Genomic DNA, 14,576 nt, shown 5'->3' with positions numbered 1-14,576 from the left:
TTTAATAGCGAAGTATTTGGTGTAGGATGAAATAGTTGTATATTTCTCATTGGAATTGCTATAACTATGAGACAAGCCACCAAACTTGAGCATCAACTGCATCTTATCGAGGCTATTAAAAACAACAATTCAAAAGCTTTAAAAAGTTTTTATATTGAAAATTATCCTAAAGTGGAAAGTTTGGTTTTAAAAAACAGCGGTTCTGTCGATCATGCCAAAGACATCTATCAAGAGGCATTTATCACGGTTTGGAATCATGTCAAAATTGACAGGTTTAAGCCCGAAAACGAAACTGCGCTTCAAGGGTATCTGTATCGAATAGCAAAAAACAAATGGACAGACGTGGTACGCTCAAAGTCATTTAAAGGCTCAAGATCGCTAACAGATGAAGCCCTGAATACTTTTAAGGATGAGGACTTTAGTGAGGGCAACCCCAAAGACGATGAAAAACTAAAGCTAGCCATGGAGGCCTTTAAAAATTTGGGACAACCTTGTAAACAACTTTTAAGAACCTTTTACTTTGAGAAAAAATCGTTGAGGGATATTTCTATTGAACTGAACATTGAAGAAACCACCGCCCGAAATAAAAAATACAGGTGTATGAAAAAATTGAAATCTATGATTTTAGGCTCAAAATAACTGATGAAAGATAATAGCAACATACCACAAGATTTACTCGAAATAATTGAGAGTTATCTAGACGGCACTATGACCACCCAAGAGCTAAAGGACTTTAACCGCCTGTTGGAACTTGATGAGGATTTTAGGACCCAAGTGGAGGATGTAAAAACAATGCTTTATGGCATTGAGGCGCAATCCTTAAAGGAAGATCTGGACGAATTCCACAAGGATGTTAGCATTACGGAAACCGAAAAGAACATCACCTCCGGAAAAGTGAGGTTTTTGAATTACAGCAAATTGGCGGCCGCAGCGGCCATAGTAGTTGCTGTTGGAAGTATTTGGTTCTTTAGTGGCAACCCAAATCAAAGCATTTATTCAAAATATTACAGCCCAGACCCAGGGCTAGCCACAACCATGAGCAGTAGCGAAACCGATTTTGAGTTTTTGGATGCAATGGTAAACTATAAACACGGAGACTATGATTTGGCTATAAAAAAATGGGGAGCTTTAAGCGAAAAGGAGCCGGAAAACGACACCTTAAACTATTTTATTGGTTCGGCATATCTGGCCAACAAAAATGAGGCCGAGGCCATTCCATTTTTGGAACGTGCCGTTGAAGCCGAAGATGATTTCGTCTTTTTAAACGACGCTTACTTTTACTTGGGACTGGCATATATCAAAGAAGGAAATGTGGAATTAGCTAAAAAATATCTTACCTTGAGCGAAACAGATTCGGCCAAGATAATTCTTTCTGAACTGACGGATTAAAACTTCAATCAAACTATGATTAGGTGTTTCAAATATTTTAGATACGCAACTTGTCTGCTTTTGTATCTAAATACGATGGTATTTGAAGCACAAAACATTTCGGTGAATTCCGATATAGAAGATTTAAAAAAAACAGTACAAATAGCCGATAGTTTATTTAGCAACAATAATCTGGCGCTTTCTGAAAGTATATTGCACCAAGTGCTACATCGTTTTGCAAATGACTCCAACGTTACCAAGGAATTTCACTTCAAAACCTATAACCTTTTAGGCCTTATAAATACGCGCCTGCAGAAATTGGACAGTTCTAATTATTATTATGCCGAAGCCCTAAGGTTCTTGAACCAATCTCCCCAAGGCAATTTAGAAAAAAAATACACTAGGGGCATCACCAAAAATAGCATTGCCCTCAACCAATTTAATACAGGTAAAACCGAAAAAGCCATTGCTTCATTACATGAGGCCATAGGGCATTTGCAGGATTATAGCAGTGAAATTACTGATGAAGCTGAAAAATTAAAGAGCACAAAAAAACGATTAGCCTGTATTGATAATCTCGCAGGTTTTTATAGAGGCGTCGGGGATAACGAGCGTGCCATAGACTTGGCTACGTTTGCCTATACAGAAAAGCAAAAAATACTACCCCGCAACGACAACGGACTTACCATTTCGCAACTTATTTTGGGACATTTACACCTAATAGCCAGAAACTTTGACAAAGCCGGTGCATTTGCGGACAAAGGTCTTAAAAATATTGAAAACATACCTTTTGCAAAGGCCTATGCTTATTTGGTTAGAGCGTCGATTTATGAAAATATTGATGATTTTAAAAACGCACAAAAGATGTATGAAAAGTGCGAAGCATTCTACAGGGAAAGTTTTAACGGTGTCTATTCAAGTTCATTTTTAGATGGTTTAATCGAAATGTCGAGGTTTTATGCAAAACTTGGCATGAATAAAAAAGCGCTTGCATTAGCTTTTGAAGGTTACAACTTCACTCAAAAAAATTCTTATCAAAACGAGTTGCTTAAGTTTTTTCAAACTCAAAACTTGGCAATCGTTTATTTTGACATTAAGGATTATAACAATGCATTAAAATATAGCAACAAAGCCCTTTCCTTTTTTGACAAAGGCCGTTTGAATATGAATAGTCTTTTGGATTCCATCCAAAATGAAACCAGAAAACCCCTCTCCCTTCTTATAAAATCGAAATCCGAGTATTTTTTAAAAAAAGAACAGAGCAAATCAAGTTTAGACAGTCTTTTAAAGCAAACCGAAGCGGCGCTCAAAATTGTTGAAAGAAGAAAAAACATCATTAAAACACATGCCGACCTTGAAACGCTTTTGTATGACAGTAATGCATTGATTGATTTTAGAAAACGCCTTTTTATAGACCTATATGATAAAAATAAAGACCAATCGCATTTGGTAAATCTTATTGAATTACACGAATCGAGTATATATAGTAGAATACGATCTAGGCTCAACCTGAAAAGAGTCAATTTCTATAATGTTCCAGAGGCAACCATATTAAGGGAAAGCGCCCTAAAAGAAAATATGTTTGCGGCCTTAAATGGCAAAGAGGCTTCATTTGAATCTTTTATGGAATCAAATAATGAATGGAACATATTTTTGGACTCCCTGAAACAAACTTTTCCAAAGTATCATAAAATGCGATATGCATCCATTGAAGAACCCCTGGATAATCTCCATAAGGATATTCCAAAAAACACCACCGTGGTGCGCTATATGTATGTCGACACTACTCTTTACGGCTTGGTGCTTTCCAAAAGCCATAAGGAATTGTTTAAGTTGAATCATAAAGGAGTAAGTGATGCCATTTCAAATCTGGCGGAAAACCAATCCGATATGGAATCTACTAGCAATAACCTGTATCAACTTTATGAACAGCTTTGGAAACCTTTTAAAAGTAGTATTGACACTGAGCATGTCATTATCATTCCCGACGGCAACCTTTTCAATTTGAGTTTTGAAAGCCTAACACCTTTCAAAATCAACTCATTTAAGGACCTAAAAAGCAAAAGTTTACTTAGCGACTATTCCATTTCATATAATTACAGCCTTTTATTGATTGGAAAAAACAAAAAGCCCATAAATTACGAAAAGGACTTCGTGGCCTTTGCTCCTGAGTTTAACGACCGCATGAAAGACTCTTATAAGTTGGCTATTACGGATTCCATTGGTTTAGACAAAACATATTTAAGTCTATTGCCACAGCCATTTAGTGTTGATCTCGCCAAAGAGTATTCCAAGGTATTTAACGGAGACTATTTTATTAATGAAAATGCATCCAAGACAATTTTCAAAAACGAGGCTAACGAGCATAAAATTATCCATATCGGTACACATGCCGAATCTAATAATCTTACCCCAGAACTGTCCCGGTTAATTTTTGCTAAAAATGAATCTGCTGAGGATAATTCACTGTACACCTATGAAATCTACAATGAAAACCTCAACTCAAACTTGGCCATCTTAACCGCTTGTGAAACCGGAAAACCTGCCTATCAAGCTGGAGAAGGTATGATATCCTTGGCCCATGCCTTCAACTATGCTGGAAGCGAAAGTATTTTGACCAGCCTTTGGAAAATAGATGAAAAATCTAGTGCTGAAATATTAAAACTTTTCTTTAAATATATCAAAAGGGGATTACCTAAAGACAAAGCCCTGCGACAAGCAAAACTGGACTATATTTCCGAAGCTGAAGGTAGAACCGTTACTCCTCAATATTGGGCGGGCTTGGTGTTAATTGGGGATACAAGCCCAATTATCATAAGTGGACCCTCCAAATTTGCTTGGTACCTTATCTCAATTTTAATCTTGATTACCGCAGCTATCATTCTAATAATAAGAAGGAATAAACTACGTGTATAGAAAAAAAGCCATCAATCATAATAATCAATGGCTTTTAGTTAGGTTCTTGGTTTTGTTTTATTTTTTTACACTGTTTTCACCGGCACTTCGTTTAACAGAATTTATTATCACAGAATAAATACCTCTGACATAATACTCTTGAGAAATAGAACTTACAAAGTTTGCAATTTAAAGGCATATTTAACTGACATAAAGTATTTTAAGATATTTAAATTCAATATTTAAAGCTTGTTTATAGTGAATTAAACGATAACTTAGTTTGGTTACCCTGAAATTCCTCAACGAAAATAAAGTTACTGGTTAATCCGATAAAAATTGTGAGCAAAAAAGCTACCAACCTAAGTTGATAGCTTTCCGCTCAACTCATAAAACTAATACTTCATGACCCTTTTAATAACAACGCTGTTATTGGCGCCATAAACCTTTAGGAAATAAACACCGCTTTCATAATTGCGAAGCGATATTTCTTTTGAAATAGTCATTAGTTTTAAATCAACTTTATGCACTATTTTGCCTGACACATCAATAATTTCGGCCTTCGATAATTCAAAATTGCCAAGTTTCTTAATGTTGAGTTTATCTGTTGTCGGATTTGGATATAACATGATATCACTATCCTTTAAAACGTTTTCATCCGAACCTAAAGTGGTATCGTCTACAAAAAGGTTAAATGAGCACGTATTTTGATTCCCGGAATCATCCGTAACCGTAAACGAAATGGCATGCAAACCGTAGGGCAACACTGTTCCTGCAACCGGGGATTGCACAACGGTAAAGCCACAATTATCGGATGCCACAACAGTATTGTCCGCAATATAATCCGGAAGTATATAAGGCCCTTCGTTCTCTATAGAAAAGTCTGATGGACAAGATATATCGGGGTCTTCAGTATCATTTACCGTAACATCAAATGTGCAAACATCAGTATTTCCTGAAGCATCCGTTGCCGTCACTGTTACTTCCGTCGTCCCAACGGGAAATACACTTCCCGAGGCGGGCGCACTGGAGGTGGTTACGACAGAGCAATTATCCGTTGCAGAGGCCATAAAATTTACCACCGCTCCACATGTTCCGGGGTCAGCAGGTTGAACTATATCCAATGGACAGCTAACTACTGGATCTTCGGTATCATTTACAGTCACATCAAAGGTGCAAACATCCGTATTTCCTGAAGCATCAGTTGCTGTTACAGTTACTGTAGTTGTTCCGATTGGGAATATGCTTCCTGATGTAGGAACACTTGACGTGACAACCCCTGCACAGTTATCGGTTGCGGAAGCCATAAAGACTACTACTGCGCCACAAACTTCCGGATCACCTGGCTGAATAATATCAGAAGGACAAGTAACTACTGGATCTATAACATCCTCTAAAGTCACTGTTGCTGGTGCAGAGGCACTATTTCCACTTTGGTCTGTTACAGTAAGGTTTACTGGATTGGCTCCCAAATCTGCACAGGTAAAATCAGTAATGTCTAAACTTAAACCAGCTATTGTACAGTTATCGCTTGACCCATCGTTGATGTCACTAGCAGTAATGCTGGCATTGCCCGATGCATCCAACTGAACCGTGATATTTTTGGTAACAACAGTGGGGTCGATACTATCCTCAACCGTTACTGTTGCTGATGCTGAAACACTGTTGCCACTTTGGTCTGTAGCGGTAAGATTTACCGTATTTGCTCCCAAATCTGCACAGGTGAAGTCGGTGATATCCAGACTGAAACTATCAATCGTACAGTTGTCACTCGAACCATTATCAACGTCTGCCGTAGTAATAGAAGCGTTTCCTGAGGCATCCAACTGAACTGTTATATCATTAGTAATTACGGTTGGAGCAATAATATCCTCAACGTTTACATTGGCGCTAGCCGAAGCACTATTACCACTTTGGTCCGTGGCCGTCAAATTTACCGGATTGGCTCCCAAATCTGCACAGGTGAAGTCGGTAATATCCAGACTTAAATTATCGATGGTACAGTTATCGCTCGAACCATCATCAATATCACCGGGCGCGATGCTAGCATTGCCCGAAGCATCCAACTGAACTGTAATATTTTTAGTGACAACTGTCGGGTCAATGCTGTCTTCAACGGTTACTGTTGCATTTAAGCTTCCCGCATTGCCGTCATTATCCGTTACTGTAAGCATAACAATATTATCGCCTAAATCTGCACAAGTGAAATCCATTACATCCAGTGCAAAAACCAATTCGTTTGTTGGGGTACAATTGTCAGTTGTCCCGTCATCCACATCGGTGGGCACAATACTTACGTTACCCGTATTGTCCAATTGCACCGTTATATCCTTGGTGATAATATCGGGAGGCAAAATGTCCAACTTATCTGTAATGGTCAGTACTACTTTGTTGTTATCAGGATAGCTTACCTCAAAAGTATATCGCTTCCCATCAAAATCTACATTTTCAATAGGAGATTGTAAATTGGCCGTGGCAATAGTTCCACTCGTCGTTGCAATGGTAAATTCATCGCCTACGGTACCTTCAAAGCCCATAGTGACGTTTACGATACCCTCAAAAATATTATTATTTCCAATTATGGCTAAAACATCATGCTCCGTATCAGGTGTTAATCCGTTCAATTCTATATCCAAAACTGAAGTTGAGGTCGATTCAAAATCACCTTGAACAGTTAAGGTTCCCGGGGACAATCCAGGTTCAAATGTTCCATCATTAGTATAGACCGATATTGGTGGCAAATCAAATACCCCAATACCTTTTACAATTCCGGAAGTTTCATTGGTAAATGGTTGAGAGCTTGTAATTTCCAATTCACCAGATTCTACTTCAATAGTGCCAAAATTATGCAACTCTACAAAAGACTGCACCAATCCCGTTGATGTTGATCGTTTTAGCAATCCGTAATTATTTAATATATGAGAGGATCCACTAAACCAGGTTGGGTTACCGCTATCAGTTTGTAAATCAATTATACCCCCAACTTGATTATTCACAACACCTTGTGAGATACTAAGGTCGCCACTTGATGCGAAGTTTATTATGCCTTCATTGTTCAATACAGTATCCCCGTTAATAGTTTTGGTTGCGGCCCCTACTAAATCAATAATGCTTTGGTTTACAAGGGTTCCCCCTCCGCTCAAAGTGGCAGACGCCCAATTAACATGTTCCGTACCACTGAAACCCAGCGTTGCGGTGGTTGTTGAATTTACCAAAATTGTGCTTACAAAATTCAAATCCCCATCTATGGTACCTGTTAAATTTCCTAATAGGGTAACTTCGCCGTCCCAATCAAAAGCAGCTCCAGCGAACACATTATAGATCCCATTCGTAAAATTTTTACCAATATTAGATTGAAGGGACAATGTGCCGCTTTCCACTTGAATCGTACCATCAGTATTATTGAGGATTACTCCAATTTGGGCTTCCCCAGCCGTTGCAGTCCTCTTGATGATTCCAGAATTGTTCAAAATGTGCGTACTTCCCGAAAACCATGTGATGTTCCCCGAATCGGATTGCATATCGATAACACCTGAAGCTAGATTGTCCAATATCCCATCCGATATGGATAAATCACCAACTCCAGTAAAGTTCAAAGTGCCTTGATTGCTCAATGTAGTATCCTCTGAAATCGTCTTGGTACCTGTCCCTTCAAGATTAACGGTGCTTAGATTGGTCAGTGTGCCACCGCCATTTAGCGTACCAGTGTTCCAGTTAAAATCCCCCGAACCCGTGAAATCTAATGTTGCACTTAATGGAACGCTAAAGGTGCTGTACCAGCCTATAGTACCATTGTTTACACCCGCAATGGCCCCCGATAACGTGACTACAGTATCAAAATCCAATGTAGCCCCTGAAAATACGTTGTAAGTACCATCGGTCAGGTTTTTTCCAATAGCATTTTGTAATGACAACGTACCACTTTCCACTTGAATTGTACCGTCATTGTTATTGAGAAGTACTACGATTTGGGCTTCACCTGTGGTAGAAGTCCTTTTGATGGTTCCGGAATTGTTCAAAATGTGTGTGCTTCCCGAAAACCATGTGATGTTCCCTGAATCGGATTGCATATCAACAACACCTGAAGCTAGATTGTCCAATATCCCATCCGATATGGATAAATCACCAACTCCAGTAAAGTTCAAAGTGCCTTGATTGCTCAATGTAGTATCCTCTGAAATCGTCTTGGTACCTGTCCCTTCAAGATTAACGGCACTTAGATTGGTCAGTGTGCCACCGCCATTTAGCGTACCAGTGTTCCAGTTAAAATCCCCCGAACCCGTGAAATTTAATGTTGCACTTAATGGAACGCTAAAGGTGCTGTACCAGCCTATAGTACCATTGTTTACCCCCGTAATGGTACCAGATAGCGTAGCTACCGTATCAAAATCCAATGTAGCCCCTGAAAATACGTTGAAAGTACCATCTGTTAGGTTTTTTCCAATAGCATTTTGTAACGACAAAGTACCACTTTCCACTTGAATTGTACCGTCATTGTTATTGAGAAGCACAACAATTTGGGCTTCGCCAGCCGTTGCAGTCCTTTTGATGGTTCCGGAATTGTTCAAAATGTGTGTGCTTCCCGAAAACCATGTGATGTCCCCTGAATCGGATTGCATATCGATAACGCCCGAAGCAAGATTGTTTAAAGTGCCATCTGATATCGATAAATCACCACTTGAGGAGATATTAAAAGTACCGGAATTATTGAAACTAGTATTTCCAATAATAGCTTTGCTTCCAGTACTAATTAGATTAACCGTACCAAAATTGTTAAGAATGGCCGCATTACCATTTAAATTGCCAGCACTCCAATTGACAGTAGTATCTGCACCAAAACTAGATGCATCAGTAAACGTAAAACTGGTGTTCATGTTAAAAATCGAAGTCCCTTGGACATCAATGGATTTCACACTTCCGGTAACATTTAAGGTTACCGTAAATCCAGTTGGGATAATCACATCATCCGACGCAGTAGGGACGGTATTATTATCCCAGTTGTCGGTATTGTTCCAGTTGGTGTTAGCTCCACCACCCGTCCAGGTTTGGCCGAATGCGCTAATGCTTGCGAAGCAGAGCAACGCAAGAAGTAAAGTTTTTTTCATGATTAATAGCTTTATGATTCATATATAGCTACATCGAATGAAAACATGAAAGTGAGCAGGGAAATCACTGGATTTGGCCTAAAACAGTAAACTTTTGGCTGTATGGTTTATTTTTTTCGTTGTATCGCCTATTTAATTTCGGATACTTCGGACAAAAAAGAGTCAGATTTGAAATCAAATCCATCAAAATGATGTTGTCCTCATATCATTTAAACCTTACAAATTTTGAACTATTAAACGTATAATTGGATACAGGAATCACCGCATCCTTTTCCAAATGATACCAAGGGGATATTTGGGAATCCTCTAAATTTTTTACTAAATGCACACTTTGGGCCGGGGTGTTCCCTTGAAAAAGCAGGTAGATTTTATCCCCATTTGAATTTACCGCCTCGTCACAAATCATGACGATATGCCCAGGCGAACCACCTTTAATTAACATATCCCCAATTTTCAAATCTTTGGGATTATTGATTTTTGGTAACTCGTTGTAAAGTGACAACGTCCCGGAATACGTGTAAATTAAATTGAGGTATTTGTAGAAGTTTGCTTTTGAATAATTTTTAGAAGCAGTTTTATGAAATGTAACTTTGTTACCTCTAATTTTCGGGCGATAGCCCTCTGCATACTTTTTCCATGAGCAATAATGTCCACTGGTGAAATTAAAACCGATTTCGTCCTTTCTTTCATTGTCCCAAAGGTATTCACTTCGGATTCGGATTAAGGCATCGGCACATTGTTGCAGACCATTTTTAGGCACAGGGACTTCTAATATTCCAATATGTCCAAACTGCCAAAAATATTCGGTTTCGTCATAATTAATAATTCTTGTCCCGAAAGGTTTCAGTTTATAGTTCCGAAGATATTCCTCAAATGAACCTTTGGGATATGCTGCTCGTTTGTAGCCTTTGGGTACATTTACTCTTGACCTAATGGTAAGACTGTCTTTGTTCAACAAACTTGTCGGTCGCACTTCAGAAGCTATGGCGTTTGCGGTATGTTGAATAGGCTTTATTTGATATGCCAAAGCAACAATAAGGATTAAAATCAACGTAGATATTGCTAATTTCTTCATTACTTTTTTAACGCTGATGAATTAAGGTTTGGTATGAACTCAACAAAAATTTTAAGAGTAGTTTCACAATTAAAATCGCAATTTTTTGTAATTTCAAAGAAAATTGGGTCTTATGAAAACTTCACAAAGATTAGAATCCGCTATACAAAAATTGTATATCGCTTTCCATAATAACACACTAAACCCTGAATGTTGTCAACAATGTGCAGTAGGCAATATTTTAGATAAAACCGATGGATGGAAACACTTATCGGATGAACATGGTACTTTAAAACTGAATTACATTGGCAAAGTACACCAAAATCTAGGCCGAAAATTTAATGGATATTCGCCGTTGGAATTGCTTCGAATTGAACATGCATTTTTAAAAGCCTGTGGTTATCAAGTACCGTTACACCATAAAAACAACAAGCCCGAAAACCCAATGGACAAAGACAATTTATTCAAAGGCTTATGCGAGGTGATTGAATTTTTGTGCCGATTGGACGGTGTTGAAAATGTAATGGCAATCCAAGATTTGTTTAAAAAAAGAGCAACCAAATTCCATTTGTTCTCTGTATAGCGGTTTATAGCTTTTTGGTTTGACATTAAAATTAACCCAAAATTTCCTATCTTAAGCAGGGTAAACCAATTTAAAGCCAACCAAAATGAAAACAAACACTTTGCTTTTAGGACTGGGGTTTTGCATTCTTTTGTCATGCAACTCCGGTAAAAAGGAAGAAGAATCCGTTAAAGCTTATGAGCCTGCTGAGGAAACTCCAAAAGTTGACCCCGTTAAGCGTGGTGAACAATTAGTAAATGCAGTAGGTTGCCATGATTGCCACACCCCGAAAAAATTTGGTGAAAAAGGGCCGGAATTAGACACAAGCCGATTACTTTCTGGGCATCCTTCGGATGAGGGCTTACCCCCGTATGACAGTAATACTGCAAAGTCATACATCCTTTTTAATATGGGGCTAACCGCCGCAACGGGACCATGGGGCACATCATTTTCGGCCAACTTAACCCCTGACGATACTGGAATTGGAAACTGGTCCGAAGAACAATTCTTGAGGTCCATTAAAAAAGGGCTTTACAAAGGCATGGAAGGAAGCCGTCCCGTAATGCCTCCTATGCCGTGGCAGTCTTATAGCAATTTACCAGATGATGACCTGAAGGCTATTTTTACTTATTTGAAGACAATACCTGCGGTTGAAAATGTAGTCCCAGCATATATGCCACCAAAAATGTAGTTTAGAGTATGTAAAAACGAAAAACCAACTCAATTGAGTTGGTTTTTCGTTTTTATTATGAGATGCTGAAACAATCCCGATGGTTATCGGAACAGCATGACATTTCTACCAAATGTCGCTTAGCCTTCGAACTATCCTCCAAAGTCGTCAAATCGAATGTGCTCATCAGGAATTCCAAAGTCCTCTCCCATTTTCTGAACGGCTTTGTTCATTAATGGAGGTCCACAGAAATACAATTCGATATCCTCTGGTGATTCGTGCTTGCTTAAATAGTTATCAATTACACAATTGTGAATGAAGCCTACAAAACCATCACCAGGGGCGTCAATATCTTCTTTCACCTTCCAGTTATCCTCTGGTAATGGCTCAGAAAGAGCCAAATAGAATTTAAAGTTAGGGAAGTTCTTTTCTAAATCGTAGAAATGCTCCAAGTAGAACAACTCACGCTTAGAACGTCCACCATACCAATAGGTTACTTTTCGACCTGTTTGCAATGTTTTAAATAAGTGATATAAATGCGAACGCATAGGTGCCATTCCAGCTCCACCACCAACATACAGCATCTCGCTATCGGATTCGTTGATGAAGAATTCACCGTAAGGCCCTGAAATAGTAACTTTATCTCCTGGTTTTTGAGCAAAAATATAAGAAGATGCCACTCCGGGATTTACATCCATCCAACCGTTTTTAGCACGATCCCATGGTGGGGTAGCAATACGAACGTTTAACATAATATCTCGTCCTTCAGCAGGGTAAGAAGCCATTGAATAAGCTCTTTCCACGGTTTCATCATTCTTCATGACTAAAGGCCATAAACCAAACTTATCCCACTCCGCTTGGAACTTATCCGGCGTTTCGTGCTCTTCGGGATGTGCCGTAATATCAATATCAGAATATTTGATCTCGCAGGGCGGAATTTCAATTTGAATATATCCCCCAGCTTTGTAATTCATATCTTCAGGAATACGCACCACAAACTCCTTAATAAAAGAAGCTACGTTATAATTACGCACAACCTCAGCTTCCCATTTTTTAATACCAAATACTTCTTCTGGGATGGTAATGTTCATGTCCTGCTTTACTTTTACCTGACATGCCAATCTCGCTCCGTGTTGCAATTCCTTTCTTGTAAAGTGGGGCGTTTCAGTAGGCAAAGCTTCGCCTCCACCCTCAAGTACGTGGCATTCACATTGGATACAGGTACCACCCCCACCACACGCAGATGGCAAGAAAATCTTCTTACCCCCCAAAGTGGACAACAAACTACCTCCAGAGGCCACTTCTATTTCCTTTTCACCATTAATGGTAATTTTTACTGGACCAGATGGTGATAATTTTTGCTTTACAAATAATAAAAGAGCTACCAACAATAGCGTAACAATCAAAAACGCCACCACGGTTGCTGTTATAACTCCAAAATCTATTGCCAAAATCATATTACTCATTTATTGTTGTATTATTAGCTATACTTCGACTAGGCTCAGTAACCGCTTTGTTCTCTTCCGAATCATCAAGCTTATCTTCAACCTTAGCAGTTTTTGCTTCTTTGGCTGCTTCCTCGTCTCCACCTGTCAACATACCTCCAAAGCTCATAAAACCAATGGCCATTAAACCTGTTATGATAAAGGTAATTCCTAACCCCCTCAAGGCCGGTGGCACATTTGAATATCTAATTTTTTCGCGAATGGCGGCAATGGCCAAAATAGCCAAGAACCAACCGATACCTGAAGCAATACCATAATTAAAGGCCAATCCTAAAGAGGCAATTTCACGGGACTGCATGAATAAAGAACCTCCCAAAATTGCACAGTTTACAGCGATCAATGGCAAGAAAATACCAAGGGAGTTGTATAATGATGGCGAAAATTTCTCAACTACTATTTCAACCAATTGTACCATGGTGGCAATCGTGGCAATAAACATGATAAAAGATAAAAAGCTTAAATCATAATCTGCAAACTCTGGACCCAACCAAACCAATGCACCCGGTTGTAACAAATACTGATCCAACAACCAGTTTAAAGGTACTGTAATCGCCAAAACAAAAATTACTGCTGCACCTAAACCAACTGCGGTACTTACTTTTTTAGAAACCGCTAGGTAAGAACACATTCCTAAGAACGTGGCAAATACCATGTTGTCAATAAAAATCGATTTGAAAAATAATTCTATATGTTCCATATGCTTTTAAGTTTTCAGTCTCAGTCCCAGTTTACAGCGTTGACTGCTTACTGTGACTGCCAACAGCGACTATTCTAATGATCTTCTATTAATGCCTTATTTTTAGTACGTTGTACCCAAATGATGACGCCAACTACAATCAATGCCATTGGTGATAATAGCATAAATCCATTGTTTTCATAACCGATAGCGTACAATCCTGTCTTTTCGATTGGATCCCCCAAAACTTTAAATCCAAGTAAAGTCCCAGAGCCCAAAAGTTCCCTAAAGAATCCAACAATTATCAAAATGGCTCCGTATCCAGCGGCGTTTCCAATACCGTCCAAAAACGAGCGCCACGGGCCATTACCCAAAGCAAAGGCCTCAAAACGCCCCATGATAATACAATTGGTAATAATCAAACCAACGAATACCGAAAGGGTTTTACTCAATTCGTATGCAAAGGCTTTCAGTACCTGATCCACAATGATTACCAATGCAGCAACAACTACCAATTGCACTATGATTCTAATTTTTGATGGAATGATATTTCGCATTAAGGAAATCACCACGTTACCAACGCCCAAAACGAACAGTACGGAAACAGACATTACAATGGAAGCCTTTAATTCAGCCGTAATCGCCAACGCAGAACAGATACCTAAAACCTGAATAGTAATTGGGTTATTATCCGCTAACGGATCCGTTATTAATTTTGTGTCTTTTTTTGAAAGTATACCCATG

General features: G+C 38.9%; 10 protein-coding genes. 5 read left to right on the top strand and 5 right to left on the bottom strand.

The genetic code is table 11. The features are described from left to right. Nucleotides 1–66: 66 nt before the first annotated feature. The 3 genes from ACFSR8_RS04445 (at nt 67) to ACFSR8_RS04435 (ending at nt 4,284) form a co-directional block, all read left to right on the top strand. Entirely contained in the window at nt 67–639 is a 573-nt protein-coding gene (locus tag ACFSR8_RS04445) for an RNA polymerase sigma factor (RefSeq protein WP_380289461.1), read from the top strand. Nucleotides 640–642: 3 nt separating this feature from the next. After that, nucleotides 643–1,389 (top strand): tetratricopeptide repeat protein, encoded by a 747-nt coding sequence (locus ACFSR8_RS04440; RefSeq protein WP_380289459.1) that lies wholly within the window; start codon nt 643–645, stop codon nt 1,387–1,389. Between the two features lie 75 nt (nt 1,390–1,464). Beyond that, nucleotides 1,465–4,284 carry a CHAT domain-containing protein gene (locus ACFSR8_RS04435; protein WP_380289458.1) on the top strand — a complete coding sequence of 940 codons (2,820 nt, stop codon included), beginning with the start codon at nt 1,465–1,467 and terminating at the stop codon, nt 4,282–4,284. 371 nt (nt 4,285–4,655) lie between these two features. On the opposite strand, the gene ACFSR8_RS04430 is transcribed toward ACFSR8_RS04435, so the two are convergent. Further along, nucleotides 4,656–9,365 (bottom strand): HYR domain-containing protein, encoded by a 4,710-nt coding sequence (locus tag ACFSR8_RS04430; RefSeq protein WP_380289456.1) that lies wholly within the window; start codon nt 9,363–9,365, stop codon nt 4,656–4,658. A gap of 205 nt (nt 9,366–9,570) precedes the next feature. Beyond that, nucleotides 9,571–10,440 carry a DUF4846 domain-containing protein gene (locus ACFSR8_RS04425; RefSeq protein ID WP_380289454.1) on the bottom strand — a complete coding sequence of 290 codons (870 nt, stop codon included), beginning with the start codon at nt 10,438–10,440 and terminating at the stop codon, nt 9,571–9,573. 112 nt (nt 10,441–10,552) lie between these two features. Between ACFSR8_RS04425 and ACFSR8_RS04420 the strand changes: the two genes are divergently transcribed. Together ACFSR8_RS04420 and ACFSR8_RS04415 are read left to right on the top strand one after the other, a co-directional pair. Next, nucleotides 10,553–11,002: a Na(+)-translocating NADH-quinone reductase subunit F gene (locus ACFSR8_RS04420; protein ID WP_380289452.1), complete on the top strand. Its 450-nt coding sequence runs from the start codon at nt 10,553–10,555 to the stop codon at nt 11,000–11,002. A gap of 85 nt (nt 11,003–11,087) precedes the next feature. Continuing rightward, nucleotides 11,088–11,672, top strand: coding sequence for a c-type cytochrome (locus ACFSR8_RS04415; RefSeq protein ID WP_380289450.1), 585 nt, complete (start codon nt 11,088–11,090; stop codon nt 11,670–11,672). A 131-nt stretch (nt 11,673–11,803) separates the two neighbouring features. On the opposite strand, the gene nqrF is transcribed toward ACFSR8_RS04415, so the two are convergent. From nqrF to ACFSR8_RS04400, 3 genes are all read right to left on the bottom strand, one after another. Next, nucleotides 11,804–13,108: an NADH:ubiquinone reductase (Na(+)-transporting) subunit F gene (gene nqrF / locus ACFSR8_RS04410; protein ID WP_380289715.1), complete on the bottom strand. Its 1,305-nt coding sequence runs from the start codon at nt 13,106–13,108 to the stop codon at nt 11,804–11,806. A 1-nt stretch (nt 13,109) separates the two neighbouring features. Then, nucleotides 13,110–13,853 carry an NADH:ubiquinone reductase (Na(+)-transporting) subunit E gene (gene nqrE / locus ACFSR8_RS04405; protein WP_380289448.1) on the bottom strand — a complete coding sequence of 248 codons (744 nt, stop codon included), beginning with the start codon at nt 13,851–13,853 and terminating at the stop codon, nt 13,110–13,112. Between the two features lie 74 nt (nt 13,854–13,927). Further along, nucleotides 13,928–14,575, bottom strand: coding sequence for an NADH:ubiquinone reductase (Na(+)-transporting) subunit D (locus ACFSR8_RS04400; RefSeq protein WP_380289447.1), 648 nt, complete (start codon nt 14,573–14,575; stop codon nt 13,928–13,930). Nucleotide 14,576 lies beyond the last annotated feature (1 nt).

Origin of the sequence: Hyunsoonleella rubra (assembly GCF_042684665.1) — a bacterium.
Taxonomy (GTDB): Bacteria; Bacteroidota; Bacteroidia; order Flavobacteriales; family Flavobacteriaceae; genus Jejuia; species Jejuia rubra.
This window is presented reverse-complemented; position numbering and strand designations above follow the sequence as displayed.

Excerpts from the sequence above, each read along its gene's own strand:
- ACFSR8_RS04425 (WP_380289454.1), bottom strand. The coding sequence starts at position 10,440 with ATGAAGAAATTAGCAATATCTACGTTGATTTTAATCCTTATTGTTGCT.
- ACFSR8_RS04445 (WP_380289461.1), top strand. The coding sequence starts at position 67 with ATGAGACAAGCCACCAAACTTGAGCATCAACTGCATCTTATCGAGGCT.
- nqrF (WP_380289715.1), bottom strand. The coding sequence starts at position 13,108 with ATGATTTTGGCAATAGATTTTGGAGTTATAACAGCAACCGTGGTGGCG.
- nqrE (WP_380289448.1), bottom strand. The coding sequence starts at position 13,853 with ATGGAACATATAGAATTATTTTTCAAATCGATTTTTATTGACAACATG.
- ACFSR8_RS04420 (WP_380289452.1), top strand. The coding sequence starts at position 10,553 with ATGAAAACTTCACAAAGATTAGAATCCGCTATACAAAAATTGTATATC.
- ACFSR8_RS04400 (WP_380289447.1), bottom strand. The coding sequence starts at position 14,575 with ATGGGTATACTTTCAAAAAAAGACACAAAATTAATAACGGATCCGTTA.
- ACFSR8_RS04430 (WP_380289456.1), bottom strand. The coding sequence starts at position 9,365 with ATGAAAAAAACTTTACTTCTTGCGTTGCTCTGCTTCGCAAGCATTAGC.
- ACFSR8_RS04440 (WP_380289459.1), top strand. The coding sequence starts at position 643 with ATGAAAGATAATAGCAACATACCACAAGATTTACTCGAAATAATTGAG.
- ACFSR8_RS04435 (WP_380289458.1), top strand. The coding sequence starts at position 1,465 with ATGGTATTTGAAGCACAAAACATTTCGGTGAATTCCGATATAGAAGAT.
- ACFSR8_RS04415 (WP_380289450.1), top strand. The coding sequence starts at position 11,088 with ATGAAAACAAACACTTTGCTTTTAGGACTGGGGTTTTGCATTCTTTTG.